Here is an 18,216-nt window from a genome sequence, read left to right on the forward strand (position 1 = left end):
ATGCGCTCCCCCCTCTATCGATTAGTCTTTCATGCCCGATGTCGACATTGTTTGAATGACGTTGCTTTGCGTAAAGATGAATACGGCAACGGGGACGGTCATCATGATGAGCGCCGCCGCGGCCATCGGACCGGAGCGAACGAAACCGCCGGACAAAATTTGGCTGAAGGCGTAGTCCATCGTCTTCAGCTGCTCGCTGTAAATAAACGCGGCGCCTTGGCTGCCGGAGCCGGTTCCCCACAATCCCTTGAACGAAAAAATGATAAGCGTCAGCCATGCGGGTCTGACGATCGGCATTACAATTTTCCAGAAAATCCGGTATTCGCTGGCGCCGTCGATTTTGGCCGCTTCGATCATGGCGTCCGGGATTTGCTCCATGAACTGTTTCATGAGGAACAATCCGAGCGACGTCGCCACCGCCGGGAAAATAAGCGCCCAATACGTGTCCAGCATGCCGAGCCACGTAATCGTCAGGTAGTTCGGGATCGACGTTACTTGCGATGCGAACATAAGCGAAAAAATAACGAGCGAAAACAAAATTTTGCGGCCCGGAATTTCCAGCTTCGCGAGCGGGTACGCCGCCATCGAAGCAAGGATGACGTGGCCGGCCGTACCGAGCAGCGCGACGAAAAACGTATTGAAGATGTAGCGCGACAACGGCACCCATTGATTGGAGAAAATCAGAAACAAGTCGTAAAAGTTATCCAGCGTCGGGTTCCGCACGATAAACGTCGGCGGAAACAGGAACATCTCGTCAAGCGGCTTAAGCGCCGTGCTGATCATGAACACGAACGGGACGGCCATAAACGCGCCGGCGGCGGCCAGGAAAATAAACAAAGCGAAGTCGACAGGCGCCGAACGGTTGATCTTCTTCTCTCTGCGTAAACGGATACTAAGCTTCACTTCGTTTATTCACCAACCTTCCGCAGCAGCTTCTGAATGAGCATGTTGGAGCCCAGCATAATCGCGAATAGCACGGTCGCGATGGCGCTCGCATACCCCATTTCGAACCGGATCGTGCCGTAGTCGTTCAAGTGAGTCACGATCGTATGCGCGGCGTATTGCGGGCTCGGGAAGCCGGCCATGCTGGTCGCGACCTCCGCTACGGCGAACGAGCTGGCGATCTGCATGACCGCGCCGAACATAAGCTGAGGGCGCATCGTCGGCAGCGTAATGAACCACAGCTCCTGCCAGCGGTTGCGAATCCCGTCGATCGCACCCGCTTCGATCAGCGTTTTGTCCATGCTCTGCAAACCCGCGATAAAAGCAAGGAACGCCGTGCCAAGCGACAGCCACAGCTGGACCACCATGATGATCGGCAGCATATATTTCGGGTCTTGCATCCATTGAATCGGCTCCATGATGAAGCCCCATTTCATCAGGAACGCGTTGACGTAACCGAAGGAGTCGCCCGAGAAGGCGACCTGCCAAATCAGGTATACGTTGCCGGAAATCGACGGCGCGTAGAATAGCAGCGTCACAACCGAACGAATTCGCGGCGACAGCTCGTTGATGAGCCAGGCCAAGAAGAAGCAAGCGATATAGCTGAGCGGTCCTGTGATCAAGGCGAACAGCAGCGTATTTTTCAGCGCCTTCAGGAATACTTCGTCTTTAATGAACAAGGTGGCGTAGTTGTCGAAGCCTACCCATTTGGGCGGCTCCAGCACGTTGAAGTTCGTAAAGCTTAAACCAAACGCCATAATGACCGGCAATGCTGTAAAAAGGAAAAAAAGGACAAAATATGGTGCCAATAAAACGTAACCTTGCTTATATTTTTTCATTTCCGCAGTCAGGTAAGCATATTTGCCTGGCTGTTTGGCACGGACGGGCGGCTCCTCCGCCCGATTGTGCCCCGGCAAGCTTACTGGAACAGGTTCAGTCATTGTACACGCCCCTCCTTACTCGGTTGGTAACCCAAACTCTTTGCGTTTTTTCTTGATCTCGTCATTGACGAAACGGGTATATTTATCGATCGATTCGCGCGGGTCCTCGTTCGAGATGACGACGCTGCGGAATGCGTTATCGAGGTGGCGTCCGGTGAAGTAACCGCCCGGCACTTCCGGAATGCCTTTGGCCCATTTCCATTGGTCCATCAATACTTTGTAATCCTTGCTCTGCCACGGGATTTGCGCGACCGCGTCAAGGTTCGCCGTCGCATAACGTCCGCCCGGCCCGAAGATCGCTTCGTTCTCGACCCCGTATTTGGCCTGGGCATCGGCACTGGTCCACCACTTAATAAACTCCCACGCATCTTGCTTATGCTTGGAGCTCTTCAGCATAACCACGCCGTTGCCGTAAGCAGGCACGTCCCGGCGGATGCCGCCGTCCGGCGTTTCGGTGCCCGGCGTCAGCGTGAAGTTCCATAACCCCTTCAGCTCGGGAGCGACAACGCTGATGACGTTAAATTTCGTATAATCGGCGATGCCGATCGGCACCTCGCCGCTGCGGAAGCGGTTGACGAAGTCGGTCGAAAGCGGCAGCTTGTAGGTCGTGTACAAATCCGTCCACTGCATAAACGCTTTGATCGAGGCTTCGGTATCCAGCGCGCTCGCTTTGCCGCCGTCGCGGTAGATTTGGCCGTTATCCTGGTAAAGCAGCGTTCCATAGAGGAAGTTGATCGGCAAGCTCGAGCTTTCCTGCACGTTCGAGCCGAGCTTCACGAGCACTTGCTCCGGGAAGCCGAATTTTAGGTTTTGCTTCTGCAGTTCCGGAATCATCGCATACACTTCATCCCAAGTTTGCGGTACCTTCAAATTCAACTCGTCCAAAATATCTTTCCGGTAGAACAGCACCGGGAAATATTGATCCTGCGGCATCGCGTATACGCCGCCGTTGAATTCGTACGGCACAAACGCACTTTCGTGGAACTGTTTTTTCGCTTCGTCGAAGCCCGGGAATTTCGACAGATCCTCGATCGCGTTGCGAAGCGCATAGTTGAGCGGCTTGTCGTTCGGCACCGAGAAGGCGACGTCCGGTCCGCGTCCGGCCAACATCGCTTGCAGCAGGACGGACTCGGTCACGACCTTGATGTTGACGCCGACTCCCGTCTTCGAGCTGTACGATTCCTCGACCATCCGCTTGATGATTTTCGCCTGCTCCAAGCCCATCGTAATCCACACATCGATTTTTTTGTCGCTGCCCTTGGAGGAGCCGAGCGCGTTATAGTCGTTAAAGAACGACAGGATGAACGACCCGACCTGCATCTTGAGCTTCTCCCAGAACGTAGCGGTAGGGCTCGGCATTTCGGCATCGGGCGAAGCGACAACGATGTAATCGATCGACAGCGGCATGAAGTTGATCGAATAAATCCAATCGCCGAGCGAGCCGATATTCGATTTGAACGTATTCAGACGTTGCGCGATCGTCTCCGGATTGTCCGCCATTTCGCGCATTTGATAAATAAGTCGCGTCAATGTAGCCGTGCGGTCGCTCGCGCCGCCGGACATTTTTTCGATCTTCTGAACGACCGAGTCCAGCACGTCCGACTCTTTCCTGAGCACGTCAAGCAGCTCAGGGATTTTCAACTCCAACTGATAGTCGCGAAAATCATCTGGAACGGTCCCCGTCACCATAACGATTTTTCGGTAGATCGTATTCAGATCAAGCACGCTGGACTCGATCGTCCGCAAGAACAGCGCCATGTCGCCGAGCGTCACTTCCATGCGCAGCTCGTGTTTCCCTTTGGTCAGGTAGAACAAAAACGGATCTTTGCCGTCGCCCAGCACGTTCATTTGCCAGTCGGTTCCGAACGGGAAGGCGATCGTATTCATTTCCGCGAACGGCTCCTTGCCGTCGATGGTCAGTTTCCGGTAGGAGGTCATGCCGCGTTGAATGCTCTGGCTGAACTTCACGCCGATTTTGTACAATCCATCCTCCGGCGCGTCGATCGTCCAGGTCACCCATTGGCCCGCTTCGGACCAGTTGACGTCGCCGATCACGTTCAACCGGATTTTCGACACGTCGTAAGGCTCCGTGGCCGGGCTGCTGCGGTCCATCATCGGGTAGATGATCCGGCTCGATTTCAGTCCCGAAGCCTCGCCCTGGACTTTGACAAAAGCGTCCTTCGCAGGTGTATAACCGTTTGCATTATATTGATCCGATACTTCCTTGTAAGTCGGAACTTTCTCCGTTTGCGTCAGCTTTATATAATCAATCATCATCGGTTCCTTGGCGGAAACGAGAGAAATGACGTGTTTTCCCTTTGAGAAATAAAATAAATACGGATCGACATGGCGACCGTCGGAGCTCTGGACGAATGTCTCTTGCCAAGCGACCACTTCCATTTGCGGGGTGTACATGTCGTTGTCATCATCATCGCGAACCGTCGGTCCTTCGTTGTTCCACAGACGGTGGAATACCAAATGTCTCGCTTCGGAGAACGGCAGCTTGCCGTCGATCATAAACTCGCGGTCGATATCCGAGCCTTTTCCCTTCATCGCTTGATATTTCACGGCAACGTTATATAAGCCTTCCTCTTGCACATCGATTTCCCACGATATCGTACCGCTGTCTCCGGTTTGCACGGCTTGGCCTTTCGCGCCTTCGACGCCATCCACGACGCTTGGACTCATCGCTTCCGCTTTCGTATAAGCTTCGCCCTCCACGACGATTTCCCGCTCCGGCCGTCCTATCTTCTTATAGGGCGCTATATACTGGTCGTAACCGTCCTTGACCGTCGAACCAAGCAGCAGCTCGGAATCGGCTCCCTTCGCCGGTTCGGATTCCGCTTTGGCCGAGTGATGCGCGGTCCCAAACGGCTGAAGGATTGCGACGGCGGCCGCCAGCAGGGCAATAAGCGAAACTTTGAACTTTGATTTGGACGTCACAGCGTTCCCCCCCCTCGGGTCGTGTACTAATGGCAGTACCCCCAATCCGCAACAGCGGATTGGGGATACACCTGATTTTACATTTTGCGCATCCGAAAACCCCGAATTATTTCTTCGTTGTTACGTCGATTGCGGCTTGCGCCATCGGTTTGATCCGTTGTACTGCCGTTGCAGGCGCTTCGGAGCCGTTTGCGATGTTTTTGAACGCTTCTTCCAGAATGTCGGACAGACCAACGTAAGCTTTGTAGTTGATCAGCTTATATTCGCTGTCGAACATTTTCTTCATCGTGTCGAGCGATTCTTTGTTTTTCATGTTCGGTTCTTCTTTTTGCAGCTGAATTTGCTTGCCCTTTTCAACGTCGAACTCATACAGCTCGCTCCAAGCGGAAAGAACGGCTTTGGCGTTTTTGATGCCTTTCGGAATGAACCAGAGGTTCATTTTGTCGTACGGCGTTACATAGTTCGTAGCTTTAGGACCTTTCGGGAAGAATACGTAGCCGATATCGTCCGGCTTGTCTTTGACGTACCCGAGATTATCCCAACGGTAGCCGTTGACGAATGCGATGCCGCCGTCGCCGAAGCTTGCTTGCTCGTCTTTGTGCATGACTTTGTGCACGTTGTACATGTCGCTGAACATTTGCAGCGCTTCCATCGAATTCGGGCTGTCCAGCGCGATTTTGCTCGTTGCGGAATCTTCGATCATGCCTTCGTTTGTTGCGATCAAGACGGATGCCCACAGCGATTCGCTATCCACATGGAGAGGCACTTTGCCTTTTGCTTTGACCGCTTTCAAAATTTCAAGGAATTTGTCCCAAGTCCATTCGCCTTTTTCTTGCAGCTCATAAGGGTCGGGCTGGCCGAGTTGGGTAAGCAGCGTTTTATCGTAGAACAAACCATGGCTTTCCGTGTAAGGCAGCGTGACGCCATATTGTTTGTCTTGGAATTTACCGTTTTTCATCGTTACCGGGTTTGAGCCGAAAGCCGGCATGTTCAAGTCGATAACGTCGTCGATCGGTTGAACATAACCTTCAACAACCAGTTTTGGGAAAGCTGAGCTAATCGGGATCATCACGATGTCGGCGAACGGCTCGCCGGCAACGGAGGAAGTGATCAGACGAGCGGTCGTATCGGGAACCGTCACGTACTCGATTTTGACGTTGTACTTCTCTTCGACTTTCTTCTGACGTTCTTTTTCTTCGTCATTCAGGTAAGAGCCCATGCCCCACCATTGACCGATACGAAGCGTTTTGCCGCCGAAATCCATGCTTTCTTCTTGCTTAGGCTCTTCCGTCTTAGGTTCTTCCGTTTTGGGCTCTTCCTTTTTTGTCGTGTCGTCCGCTTTAGGCGTTTCCGTCGCTTGATCGCCGGAAGCTTTATCGTCCGTCCCTTTGTTCGAGGAGCACCCGATAACACTAATAACTAGAGCGAAAATCAATAACAGCGTCCATACTTTAACCTGTTTCACACTTTTTCCCCCAATACGTTATGATGAAAAGCGCAAAGTCGTCTTGCCTTGCGGGCGACTCTTTCCCATTCGGCTGCCTGTCGGCATCACTCCTTTCAAGCTAAATTATGATAAATAATTTTGAAAACGCTTTCATTTAAGGCAAAAGAGGTAAAGCTATTTTTTCAATGTCACATCGATCGCCGCTTGAGCGGGAGATTTGATGCGAAGCATCGCCTCAACAGCGGATTGCTTACCTCTCATCACACTTTGTATCGCTTCGTCATACAACTCTTGGAAACCGATGTACGACGTATAATTGACCAATCGAATCTTGTCGAACATCTTGCGCAGCGTATCCAGATTTTCCGCAGTTTTAAAATAAGGCTTTTCCTTCTGCAGCTTGACCTGGAATCCTTTCTCCACGTTCATTTCGTACAGCTCGCTCCAGGCTGCCAGCTTCGCTTTGGCGCGCTTGACGCCTTTCGGCACGAACCACAGGTTCATCTTCTGGTAAGGTACGATGTAGTCTTGCGCCTTCGGGCCTTTCGGATAAAACACGTAGCCGAGCTCATCCTTCATGTCCTTATTGGAGGCATAGGACATCGCGTCCCAGCGGTACCCATATGAAAAACCTACTTTGCGATGAACGATATCATCCGGCCCGATGTACCCGTATACGTTGTACAAATCGGCCATCAGACGAATCGCTTCCAGCGTATTCGGACTATCGAGCATCACCTTGTTGCTCTCCACGACCGAACCGTTATTGGCGTAAATGAAAAACGTCGTGTTCTCAACGGGATAGTCCGCCAAGCAAGCCTGACCGTGCTGCTTTAAAAGTTTGCAAATCGAGAGGAATTTGCTCCAGGTCCATTCCCCTTGTTCTTGCAGAGCATAAGGGTCGGGAGCACCCGCTTCCTTCAGCATCGTCTTGTTGTAATACAAGCCGTTCGACTCCGTATAAGGGAGCGTGATTCCGTATTGCTTGCCTTTGAATTTGCCGTGCTCCATCGTCACCGGATTGGCGCTGAACTTCGGATCGCGAAGGTCGATCAAAGAGTCAAGGCTTTGCACATAACCTTCTTCAACAAGCTTCGGAAACGTCCAGTTGACCTCCAGCATGACGATATCGGCAAAAGGTTCGCCGGCGATGGATGACGTAATGAAACGCGACTGATATTGATCATGCGGAACTTGCACGTACTCCACTTTCGTGTTGTATTTCTGTTCGACGCGCTTCTGACGTTCCTTCTCCTCTGGCGTCAGCTCGGTTTCCATGTTCCACCATTGTCCGATGCGCAAAGGCTCGCCCTTCAAGTCGAGGGATCCTTCCGACTCTCGGCCGCTTGCCGGCAATGAAGCTTCGTCAAGACTCACGCGCAGCTGAAGCTCCGTCCTATAGCGATCGTCGTTTACCACTTTTTCCGGTTCGGTCCGGCTACCCGCGAAGAAAACAAACTTCACGCCAACAGCAACAAAAACTAATAATACTCCAATTAAAACGATAATCTTCTTCATCGCGATAACCTCTGTATGCCATCACCACAGAAACCAATCGCGTCTTGCCGTTACGATTAATCATAGTGGATTTGGCTTTGTCTTTGTATTGACGAATTTTGCATGTTTTTGTACATAGGCATCCACATAAAAACAACTAAATTACAATTAAATCAACAAACATAATATATCCGTCCATACGCAATCGTTGTTTTGTCCATAGACAGGACGTGGTTTTACTTGGATTTATGCTCGCGGTACTGGGTAGGCGTTTTTCCCGTCACCTTTTTGAACATCCGGGTGAAATAAAAATAGTCGTTGTATCCGGCCTTCTCCGCGATTTCGTTGACCATCAGGTTCGTCTGCTCCAGTTGCTCGCAAGCAAACGATATTCGCAGCTTGGTCATATACGACGTGAACGTCTCGCCGACTTCTTTCTTGAACAGCTGGCTGACATAATTCGGGCTGATGTAATATTTTTGCGTCAAGCTTTGGATCGATATGTCGTGGCGGTAATGCTCGTGCACATATTGCAAAATCGATTTGAACGTTTCGTTGCTCGATTCGATCGGCGCCTGCTCCGGATTTTTGCGGATGACCCGCATCGATAGCGTCCGCAAGTAATGGATCATCTCCGACACATTCGGGAACATCTCCATCAGCTGCTCGTAGCTGAACAGCATGCCGTCTCGTTCATCCCCGCCCTCGCTATAGAGAAACGATACCGCGACATTATACAGATGAAGCGCATGCCTTGCGGTAAAATTATCTTTTGCGAATAAATGCGCCGCCTCGTCGAGAAGTTTGCCAAGCGCCGCCACATCTTTGCCGCCGATCGCCGCCCCGATTTTTTTGATGAGATCGTTCATCGTAGCTTGTTCCATCGCATCGAACTTAAACACGCCGGGCGAACCGGTAATAAAAAATTGATTGGCCAGCAGACCGGCACTGTCCATCCCATTTTTGAGCATCCGATAATCGGTCATCTTAAAACTGACGCCGATTCCTTTGATCCGTTCGGCAAATTCCCGCTCCAGACGGGCCACCGCTTCATTCACCCGGCTCTCGTCCATCAAATACAGCATTTTTGCGCGTCCGATTTTCAGCCCTAACGTGTATTCGATTTCCGGGAACGGCCCTTCCTTGGCAGCACATACAACCGCAACCGCACCATGCTCTCCGTCGATATGAATGCCGCGTTTTTCGAATTCCTGCTTGAGCACGAACAAGCTTTCTTCATTATGCTCCGCGAGTAGTTGAAGCATGGTAGAGTCCGATAGCTGGCGCGCGGAGTCGAGGCTTTTCTTCAATTTTTTCAGTACGTCCATAATTTCTTGCTCGTCATACGGCTTCAGGCAATAAGCCGCGGCTCCGTAATTGAGCGCCCGCTGCGCGTACGCGAACTCCGCATACCCGCTCACAACGACGAATTTGGGCGGTTCGGGCAGCTCGCCGCCTTTTTTGATCAGCTCGATGCCGGTCATGCCGGGCATTCGGATATCGGTGAAGACGACATCCGGCTTCTCCTGCTGAATGTACCTTAGCGCCTCGAGTCCCCCGTACGCTTCCCCGCACACCGCAAACCCAAGCTCGTTCCAGTTGACGCTGACCTTCAAGCTCTCCACGACCCAACTTTCGTCATCCACGATCAATACTTTATACATGAGGGTTCCTCCTTGCCGGCATAGTCAATATGATGGTCGTCCCTTGCCCCAGTGTACTGTCGATATGCAATCCGTATCCGCTTCCGTACGTCAGCTTGATCCTGTTGTTCACGTTGACGATGCCGATGCCGGACGAAGACGGAACATCTTCGCGTTCAGGCCCCAGCTGCTGGTCTTGCGCCAGCACTTCCCGAATATGGGCCAGCTGCTCCGGTTCCATGCCGAGTCCATCGTCTTTCACCGTAATAACAAGCGTCTCGTTCTCCTCCACACAGCTCGAAACAATAAGCGTTCCTTGCTCCTCCTTCGGCTCCAGGCCGTGAAATACGGCATTCTCCACGACAGGCTGCAGGATCATCTTCGGAATATGGCACTCCAGCGACTCCGCCGACAACTCGTACATGACCCGGAAGCGGTTGCTGAATCGGATTTGCTGAATCTGCACATACGATTCGACGATGCCCATCTCCGTTCGAAGCAGCACCATGCTGCCCCCTTTAATGCTGTAGCGAAAAATTTGGCCAAGCGACTTGGCGATTTCGCGTATATCGTGCGCCCCTTTCACGGCGGCCATGCCTTTGACCATTTCCAGCGTATTGTACAAAAAATGCGGATTGATCTGGCTTCGCAGAAACGCAAGCTCCGATTTCTTCTTCTCGAGCTCCGATTCGTACAGCAGCGCATTCGTCTCCAGCAGCTGATGCGTCAAGCTGTCGACCTGGTCCATCATGCTGTTCAGCTCGTTGGACAACACGGTAATTTCGGCATACCCCTGCAGATGAATCCGGCTTTTGAGCTTATCCAAACTGCCTCGTTTGACGTTGCTGATAAACGACATCAGCTTCTTCAGCGGAAGCAGCACATTGCGCAAAATCAACATGAACAACACGAACATGATGCAAGCGCCAAATATAAAAATGGCGAGCTCCAGCCTGCGGATTTTGGAGATGTCCTGTAGCAGCTTCTCCTCCGGGATCATGCTGACGATCGTACTGTTGATTTCCGGAATATCCTCGGCTTGCATCACATACGTAAATCCGTCGACATCGACCTTCTGCTGTTTGCCCGGCTCCATCCCGGACACGGCCAGCACGTTAAGCTCGCCGCCCACCTCGCCGGGGTCGCTGCTGGCGATAATTTTGTTCTCGCGGTCGACGAGGAACGATTGCGTCGCAAACTGCTTCGTAATGGAGCCGGATTCGCCGATCAGCGCTTTCGGGTCGATAATGAAAAACAGCGTGCCGAGCACGGAATTGAATTGGTCGCCGGATTGAAACGCCTTGATCTTCATGCCGACGAGCAGGCAGTTCTCCATCTGGTACACGTCGCCGAAGTTTTGCAGCCCGAAATAATGAATGTCGTCCCCCGGCGTTAGCGATTTGGCGAATGTCGTCGCCCATCTCTTGCCGCCGAACAGGTCGTACCAACGGCCGTTTTCGCCGTAGATGACGATATCGAGAATGCCTTCCTTCAGCGACCGCATATTGATGAGCAAGCTGTTGATCCGCTTCGAATACGCATACATTTCAACGATATTCGGTTCGGTCAAATAGTTCTGCACGTCGTGATTGTAAGCGACGTTCATCATGAGCCGGTCGATCGTGTCCTTGTTCGACTGCACTGTCTGCTTGATTTGCGATATCATGTCCTTCGTGTTTTGTTCGTTGTTGCTCGTAATAATGGAGGACATTTGAATATACGTAATCATAATGATAAACAGCATGACGCAAGCGATCGCAATCGCGATGAACGACAGCTGCGAACGAATGGAAAGGCGGCGGTAAAAGGCCACGAGTACGTTCCTCCACGGTTGGTCATATAGGTTGTCAGATAAGCTGTCAGATATATCTGATTTTATCATAAGTTTCGTAAAGGTGAAGCGCTTACTATTTACTTGCACGCTTTTTTCCTATACTATTTCAGAAAGAAAGAACGAATCGTTCCGTTCGGAAGGGAGGAAATGAGAAACCGATGAACCGTTTAAGCCGCATGTTGACCGCCCTGCTCTTCGCCGCAACAGTAGCCGCAACCTCCGGCTGCGAGGATGATTCAAAGGCAAACTCAGCGGTCGATTCCGCCCCGCAACCTGCAGGCGATCATCTTAATATTTCCGTTTCCTTCTGGGGCATCGGCAAAGCGTTCGAGAAAAAAGACGAAGTGCTCAAAAAGATCGAGCATGATTTTAATATTACGATACAACCGGTACAAGTCAATTGGACGGATTATGAAGAAAAATTTAAGATCTGGGCAGCTTCCGACAAATTTCCCGATTTGTTCGCCCATTCCGTGGCAAGCGACTCGCCGGGCGTTTATGCCGATTGGATCAAGCAAAAGCTGATCCGCCCGCTCCCTGACGATCTGATCCCGTACCCTAACGTATACGAAATGGCCCAAATTCCCGACACTCGCGCGCTCAGGCGGGACAAGAAGCTGTACATGCTGCCTCGCAATGCATATCCGACGAACGACCTGTGGATGCTGGAACGCGTTATTTTTGTGCGTAAGGATTGGATGGACAATTACGGATTTCTCGATCCGAAAAGTTTCGATGATTTTTCCGCGATGATGAAAACATTCGCCGAATCCGATCCGGACGGCAACGGCACTCGCGACACCGTCGGCCTTACAGCCGCAAGCATCAACCATCTGTCGTGGATTTTCAGCCCGACCTTTCCTCAGTTCGCCGCGAATCAATGGGTACAGGAAGGCGATCGCTGGATTCCGTATTACGCCTCCAAAAAAATGTATTCCGTCGTCAAGCAATACCGCAAGTTGTTCACGGACGGCGCGCTCGACAACGATTTCTTCGTCATGAAAGAGGATGACGCGACGGAAAAATTCGCCCAGAGCAAAGCGGCTGCGCTCGCCTATAAGGCGACGCCCGACAGCATGAGCCGGCTCGTGGAATTATGGAACAAGTACAATCCGGACAAAAACTTTTACGACTCGGTCAAAATATTGCACCTATGGAAAGCGAGCGACGGCTACCGCTATTATTACGTCGCTCCGACGTATTGGACGGAAAGCTACTTCAGCGCGAAGATCGACGACAAAAAGATGGACCGGATTCTGAAGCTGTACGATTACTTGCTGTCGCCGGAAGGCAAGATGCTCGTCCGGTACGGCATCGAAGGCAAAGATTACGTGCGCGACGAGGAAGATTTGATCATCACGCGCCCGGTAGACGATAAGACCGGCAAGCCGGTCAGCATACAGAAGCTGTATCCGTCGACGGAAATCTTCCGTTCCCTTGCCTCCTGGGGACTCGAACGGACATACCGGCTCGACGATATCAACAAAATCAATCTGGGCGAGAAGAACATCCAGGCTTGCCTCGAAGAAATGCGCTGGCTGCTCAACCACGCGCGCGCCACGCCGTTCATGTACTCCATTATCTCGATGTCGACGCCGAACAAAGACAAGCTCGGCTTGGCGATCAACCCGATGGAGGATTTGACCAAGGTGGCGATCAGCAGCGACGATCCCGTGAAGATGTGGCAGGACGTCGTGAAGCGTTACAACGCTTTCGGACTGCAGCAGGCGATCCAAGAGGTGAATTACAAGCTGTCTCATCCGGATTCGTAGAAGGCGGCGCTTTACGGGGCGAGGCGTAAACGAAAGAAAAGCTGTCAGGGACCACTTTGTTCCCGACAGCTTTTTTGATCCGGCATGCAAAATGTTCATTCGCTCGAAGTCATTCGCGCCATCCGTGTTGCCGACTAGCTCCTTTATTTGCCCCACAAGCCTATGGTCATAATGCCGCACGCGATGACGGCGGACAAGACGATCCTGCGCATCCCTTGCTGCTCTTTGAGCACCGTAATACCGAGAATCGTGCCGAATACGGTGCCGATTTCACGGATCGGAGCAATGTGCGACAACGGAGACAAATTCATCGCGAACAAGAACAGAACGTAGGATCCGGGCGAGAATATCGCGCCGACCAAAATCGTTTTCCAGTTCGCCTGCCATTCCCGCTTCAGCGCTTTCGATTTAAACGTAAAATACGACAAAGCGAGAATATATCCGATGTTGGAAACCTCGATCAAGGCAATCGGCGAGATGTACTCGAGAATTTTTTTATCGGTTAGTGTGTAGCCGGTTATGCATAACCCAACCATAAAAGCCAAGGCGATCGCATGCAGCGTCATTTTGTCGAATTGCCTGCTGCGAATCAAATCAAAGATGCTGATGGAGAACAATCCGCACACGATACAGGCCAGCCCCAGCCAGCCAATGGCCGTCATCGACTCGCTGAAGATAAGCACGCTGACGATCGGCACGAGCATCGCGCCGGTACCGCGCATGATCGGGTATACCCGCGACATGTCGCCGAATGTGTACGCTTTGACCAGCAGCAACCCGTACGCCGCTTGGAAACCCATCGATAACAGGATGAACAGCCAGCCTCTTAGAGGTACGTCCGAAGCTTCCACGACAAAATACGGAAACAGCAGCACGCAAGAAACGATCGTGATCGACCATAAAAACGCGGTCTTGTTCAAGCTGTTCTTCGTAAACAAATTCCATACCGCATGCGTTAATCCTGAGCATATTACGAGTATTGTAGCGATAATTTCCATGTTGCCGTCTTTCCCTTCCTTCGTTTCACTCTATACATGACTTCATTTATCGGTAAACGATGCACCGTTTGGGGCGGCGCAGGCGTTTATCCTTGTTCATTCCCATTATACTTGGTTTTCATTGTTTTGTGTTGTTTTTTATTAAATTTTATGGTTATATTAAATTGGAATCATACTCGTTTTCATGGGAGATGGGATATATGAGGAAAAATATCGAACGGGTTATCGTAATCGGATTAGACGGGGTAGGCGCGTTTTTGAAGGATGCCAAAACACCGAATATTCATGCTTTGCTGCAAGACGGCGTTTTGACGTATTCCGCGCAAACCGCGTTTCCTTCCATCAGCGCGCAATGCTGGGGAACGCTGCTGCACAGCGTCAGCCCCGAAAAGCACGGGCGCGACAACGATATTGCAGGACAGCACAAATTTCCGGAGGACTCGCCCTATCCTTCATTTTTGAAAACGATTAAGCAATCGTTCCCGAACGGCAAAATCGCCGCATTCAGCTGCTGGTCGCCGATTAACTTCGGCATCATCGAAGATTCGACGGAAGCGACGAAGGTCTCGCTCCCCGATCCCGAGCTGGCTGACGCAGCCGTACAATATATTCGCGCCAATCCGGACTTTAAAGCGATGTTCTTCCAGTTCGATCATTCAGACGGAGCCGGACATAAGTATGGATACGGCTCCAAAGAGTTTCTCGATGTCGTTGCGGAAACCGACGGCCATATCGGCAAAATCATCGATGTCGTCAAAGAACAGAATCTTCTTGACGACACGCTGATCATCATTACGACCGACCATGGCGGCGGTGGCGACGACGGTTATTATTCGCACGGATCGGCGCATCCGCTCGACATGACGATTTTCTGGGGATGCTACGGGCCGGGCGTCGCGAAAGGCGCAGTGCTGGAAGGCGTTCATATCGCAGACACTGCGGCGGTTGCCCTTCATGCGTTAGGACTGGAAGTACCGGCGCATTATGAGGGCAAAGTACCGGCCGGCTTATTCTCCGGCGCGGAAGTGACGAAGGGGTAAGCGAGCGATGGGGACCCCTATTAAGCACGTTTTCATTATTGGAGCCGATGGCGCCGGAGCCTTCGTGCGGCAGACCGAAACGCCGAACATCGACGGCTTGTTCCGCGAAGGCGCTTCGACGTATTCGGCGCAAACGGCTTTTCCGTCCATCAGCGCGCAATGCTGGGGCGCGCTGCATCACGGCGTGACGCCGGACAAACACGGCCTCGACAACGATGTCGTTGCGAATCATCCTTACCCGGACGATTCGCCTTATCCGTCGTTTATGAAGCTGGCGCGTCAAGCGTGGCCGGATTGCAAGCTGGCGGCGTTCAGCGAATGGCAGCCGATTAACGGAGGCATTATCGAGGAAGGCATCGGCGTTCATAAGGTTTCGCTGCCCGATGCGGAGCTTGCCTCCGTTGCCGCAGACTATATTCGGAACAACACGGATATCAAAATCATGTTCGTCGAATTCAGCGATCCCGATGCCGCCGGGCATAAATACGGCTACGGCTCCAAGGAATATTTGGACGTCATTACCGTTACGGACGGCCATATCGGCACGTTGCTGGAGGCGATTCGCGACGCCGGACTGCTGGGCGATAGCCTCATTATTCTGACTACGGATCATGGCGGCGCAGGTGATTATGGCTATTATTCGCACGGTAGCGACCATCCGAACGATATGCTCATCTATTGGGGCTGCCGCGGTCCCGGCATCGCGCCCGGCACGCAGCTCGGCGAAGCTCGCATATACGACACCGCGGCCGTTGTCCTGCGTGCGTTGGGACTTTCGATCCCTGATGTCTACGACGGGCGCGTCCCGGCTTTGTTGTTTGAATAATTGTTTGAACAGCAGATGATGATTTACAGCCGCGGCGAACTCGGCGTACAATAGTAGCAGCTATTCCCCAATCGCTTGTCATGCCGGCGCTTGGGGGATTTTTTACGAATGGGAGGATTTAAGCGATGAACAGGCCTAATATTCTGCTCATAACGAGCGATCAGCAGCATTGGAACACGCTTGGCGCATTCAATCCGGAAATATTGACGCCGAACCTTGATCGGCTCGTCCGGGAAGGCACGACCTTCTCGCGGGCTTATTGCCCGAATCCGACCTGCACGCCGACGCGGGCTTCGATCATTACCGGCAAATATCCGAGCCAGCACGGCGCATGGACGATCGGAACGAAGCTGCCGGAAAGCGAAACGACCGTCGGCGAGCTCCTCGGAAATGCCGGCTACCGGACGGCGCTTGTCGGCAAAGCGCATTTTCAGCCGCTGGTGACGACCGAGGACTATCCGTCCATTGAAGCTTATCCGGTTTTGCAGGACCTCGATTTTTGGCGGACGTTTCATGGTCCGTTCTACGGCTTCGACCACGTCGAGCTGGCCCGCAACCATACGAATGAAGCGCACGTCGGACAGCACTATGCGTTATGGATGGAGGAAAAAGGTTGCGCCAATTGGCGCGACTACTTCCTGCCGCCGACAGGTACGATGGACCGAAGCATCAAATATAAGTGGCCGATCCCAGAGGAATACCATTACGATACGTGGATTGCGGAACGGACCAATGCCTTGCTCGAACAGTACAAAGAAAGCGGCGAAAGCTTCTTCCTCTGGTCGAGCTTCTTCGACCCGCATCCGGATTATTTGGTTCCGGAGCCGTGGGATACGATGTATGATCCGGAGAAGCTGACGATTCCGTCCGTCGTGCAGGGGGAGCATGATCGCAATCCTCCGCACTTCCGCTTGACGCAAGAAGCAAATCCGGACTTCTCGCCATGGAGAGAAACGCACATCGGCAACCTGGGCCACTTTTCCCATGCCAATGTATCGGATGAAGACCGCAAGAAGCTGGTCGCCGTTTATTATGCGATGGTCAGCCTAATGGACAAATATATCGGCAAAATCTTGGACAAACTCGACGAGCTCGGACTTGCCGACAACACGATCGTCGTCTTCACGACCGACCACGGCCACTTCTTCGGCCAGCATGGGCTGCAGGACAAAGGCGGGTTCCACTACGAGGATTTGCTGAAGCTGCCGTTTATCGTGCGTTATCCCGGGCAGGTTGCAAGCGGAGCCGTGAGCGGCAGCATGCAATCGCTCGTCGATCTCGCGCCAACGTTCCTTCAATTCGCCGGGCTGCCGGTACCGATCACGATGGCGGGCGTGGACCAAAGCCAAGTCTGGCTCGGCCAGCAAGCGCAAGCGCGGGATCATATCATCTGCGAATACCGGCATCAGCCGACGGTGATCCACCAGCGATCGTACGTGAACGAACGCTACAAGCTGACCGTCTACTACAACCAGACGTACGGCGAGCTGTTCGATTTGCAGGAGGATCCTGGCGAGCTGAACAACCTGTGGGACGATCCCGGGTCCGCGGCCTTGAAGGCCGAGCTGATGCTGAAGTACATCTGGGCTGAGCTCGGCAAGGAGCCGCTGCGAATGCCGCGGTACGCGGGCGCATAGCGCAGCAAAGGGGGGCGCCACTTGGTGGCTCGCGGGCGCGATGAGCAGCGCGGGGGTGCCGCTTGGTGGCACGTGGGCGCGATGCGCAGCGCGGGGGCACCGCTTGGCGGCTCGCGGGCGCGTTGCGCAGCGCGAGGGCACCGCTTGGCGGCTCGCGGGCGCGATGCGCAGCGCGAGGGCACCGCTTGGCGGCTCGCGGGCGCGTTGCGCAGCGCGGGGGTGCCGCTTGGCGGTTCGCGGGCGCGTTGCGCGGCGCGGGGGCGCCGCTTGGCGGCATGCGGGCGCGTTGCGCCGCGCGGCACGTGGAGATAGGCATGGGCTCGGACGGAGAATAGTGGATTTTTGCAGAACCTGGGCTTGGGCTCGAGGAAAGGTAACCATTGTCTTCTTGTAATAACTACAAAAGGTGCAGTTATTTCCAGCAATCCAGCCTCAAATCGCAANGAACCTGGGCTTGGGCTCGAGGAAAGGTAACCATTGTCTTCTTGTAATAACTACAAAAGGTGCAGTTATTTCCAGCAATCCAGCCTCAAATCGCAAAAATAACTGGATTTCCTGCATCTAATTTGCTCGAAAAACTTAAAATTCCGGATTTCTTCGAAAAATAAATACATAAAATCCAGTTAATTGTTTTCGCTCATACATTTCCAACAAATTACATGCATGTTTTCCAGTTATTTTTTCGCACATTCATTT

Annotated in this window: 12 protein-coding genes; 4 read left to right on the plus strand and 8 right to left on the minus strand. The window is 52.7% G+C overall.

Annotated features, from left to right (window positions below; all coding sequences use genetic code 11):
* Positions 1–21 precede the first annotated feature (21 nt).
* The 7 genes from AC0LWM_RS18930 to AC0LWM_RS18960 all read right to left on the minus strand — a co-directional run bounded on the left by AC0LWM_RS18930 (position 22) and on the right by AC0LWM_RS18960 (position 11,226).
* Entirely contained in the window at positions 22–903 is an 882-nt protein-coding gene (locus AC0LWM_RS18930; protein WP_474676546.1) for a carbohydrate ABC transporter permease, read from the minus strand.
* Between the two features lie 5 nt (positions 904–908).
* Entirely contained in the window at positions 909–1,883 is a 975-nt protein-coding gene (locus AC0LWM_RS18935) for a carbohydrate ABC transporter permease (RefSeq protein ID WP_474676547.1), read from the minus strand.
* 15 nt (positions 1,884–1,898) lie between these two features.
* Entirely contained in the window at positions 1,899–4,826 is a 2,928-nt protein-coding gene (locus AC0LWM_RS18940) for an extracellular solute-binding protein (RefSeq protein ID WP_474676548.1), read from the minus strand.
* A 106-nt stretch (positions 4,827–4,932) separates the two neighbouring features.
* Entirely contained in the window at positions 4,933–6,291 is a 1,359-nt protein-coding gene (locus AC0LWM_RS18945) for an ABC transporter substrate-binding protein (protein WP_474676549.1), read from the minus strand.
* A gap of 156 nt (positions 6,292–6,447) precedes the next feature.
* Positions 6,448–7,791 carry an ABC transporter substrate-binding protein gene (locus tag AC0LWM_RS18950; RefSeq protein WP_474676550.1) on the minus strand — a complete coding sequence of 448 codons (1,344 nt, stop codon included), beginning with the start codon at positions 7,789–7,791 and terminating at the stop codon, positions 6,448–6,450.
* Positions 7,792–8,006: 215 nt separating this feature from the next.
* Complete coding sequence (locus AC0LWM_RS18955) at positions 8,007–9,434, minus strand: response regulator transcription factor (RefSeq protein ID WP_474676551.1); 1,428 nt, start codon at positions 9,432–9,434, stop codon at positions 8,007–8,009.
* Positions 9,427–11,226, minus strand: coding sequence for a sensor histidine kinase (locus tag AC0LWM_RS18960; RefSeq protein ID WP_474676552.1), 1,800 nt, complete (start codon positions 11,224–11,226; stop codon positions 9,427–9,429). Before AC0LWM_RS18960 ends, AC0LWM_RS18955 begins: the two co-directional genes overlap by 8 nt.
* A gap of 179 nt (positions 11,227–11,405) precedes the next feature.
* Here AC0LWM_RS18960 and AC0LWM_RS18965 point away from each other — a divergent pair, with 179 nt between their 5' ends.
* On the plus strand, positions 11,406–13,019 hold the full coding sequence (locus AC0LWM_RS18965; RefSeq protein WP_474676553.1) for a type 2 periplasmic-binding domain-containing protein: 1,614 nt from the start codon (positions 11,406–11,408) through the stop codon (positions 13,017–13,019).
* 143 nt (positions 13,020–13,162) lie between these two features.
* Here AC0LWM_RS18965 and AC0LWM_RS18970 read toward each other — a convergent pair whose 3' ends face one another.
* A complete protein-coding gene (locus tag AC0LWM_RS18970) occupies positions 13,163–14,017 on the minus strand; it encodes an EamA family transporter (RefSeq protein WP_474676554.1) in 855 nt (284 codons plus the stop codon).
* 200 nt (positions 14,018–14,217) lie between these two features.
* Here AC0LWM_RS18970 and AC0LWM_RS18975 point away from each other — a divergent pair, with 200 nt between their 5' ends.
* The 3 genes from AC0LWM_RS18975 to AC0LWM_RS18985 all read left to right on the plus strand — a co-directional run bounded on the left by AC0LWM_RS18975 (position 14,218) and on the right by AC0LWM_RS18985 (position 17,520).
* Positions 14,218–15,057, plus strand: a complete 840-nt coding sequence (locus tag AC0LWM_RS18975) for an alkaline phosphatase family protein (RefSeq protein ID WP_474676555.1) — start codon at positions 14,218–14,220, stop codon at positions 15,055–15,057.
* A gap of 7 nt (positions 15,058–15,064) precedes the next feature.
* A complete protein-coding gene (locus AC0LWM_RS18980) occupies positions 15,065–15,883 on the plus strand; it encodes an alkaline phosphatase family protein (RefSeq protein ID WP_474676556.1) in 819 nt (272 codons plus the stop codon).
* A 125-nt stretch (positions 15,884–16,008) separates the two neighbouring features.
* Positions 16,009–17,520, plus strand: coding sequence for a sulfatase family protein (locus AC0LWM_RS18985; RefSeq protein WP_474676557.1), 1,512 nt, complete (start codon positions 16,009–16,011; stop codon positions 17,518–17,520).
* The last annotated feature ends 696 nt before the right edge of the window (positions 17,521–18,216 follow it).

The organism is Paenibacillus sp. sgz302148 (assembly GCF_056120465.1).

Excerpts from the sequence above, each read along its gene's own strand:
- AC0LWM_RS18955 (WP_474676551.1), bottom strand. The coding sequence starts at position 9,434 with ATGTATAAAGTATTGATCGTGGATGACGAAAGTTGGGTCGTGGAGAGC.
- AC0LWM_RS18980 (WP_474676556.1), top strand. The coding sequence starts at position 15,065 with ATGGGGACCCCTATTAAGCACGTTTTCATTATTGGAGCCGATGGCGCC.
- AC0LWM_RS18970 (WP_474676554.1), bottom strand. The coding sequence starts at position 14,017 with ATGGAAATTATCGCTACAATACTCGTAATATGCTCAGGATTAACGCAT.
- AC0LWM_RS18975 (WP_474676555.1), top strand. The coding sequence starts at position 14,218 with ATGAGGAAAAATATCGAACGGGTTATCGTAATCGGATTAGACGGGGTA.
- AC0LWM_RS18935 (WP_474676547.1), bottom strand. The coding sequence starts at position 1,883 with ATGACTGAACCTGTTCCAGTAAGCTTGCCGGGGCACAATCGGGCGGAG.
- AC0LWM_RS18985 (WP_474676557.1), top strand. The coding sequence starts at position 16,009 with ATGAACAGGCCTAATATTCTGCTCATAACGAGCGATCAGCAGCATTGG.
- AC0LWM_RS18965 (WP_474676553.1), top strand. The coding sequence starts at position 11,406 with ATGAACCGTTTAAGCCGCATGTTGACCGCCCTGCTCTTCGCCGCAACA.
- AC0LWM_RS18950 (WP_474676550.1), bottom strand. The coding sequence starts at position 7,791 with ATGAAGAAGATTATCGTTTTAATTGGAGTATTATTAGTTTTTGTTGCT.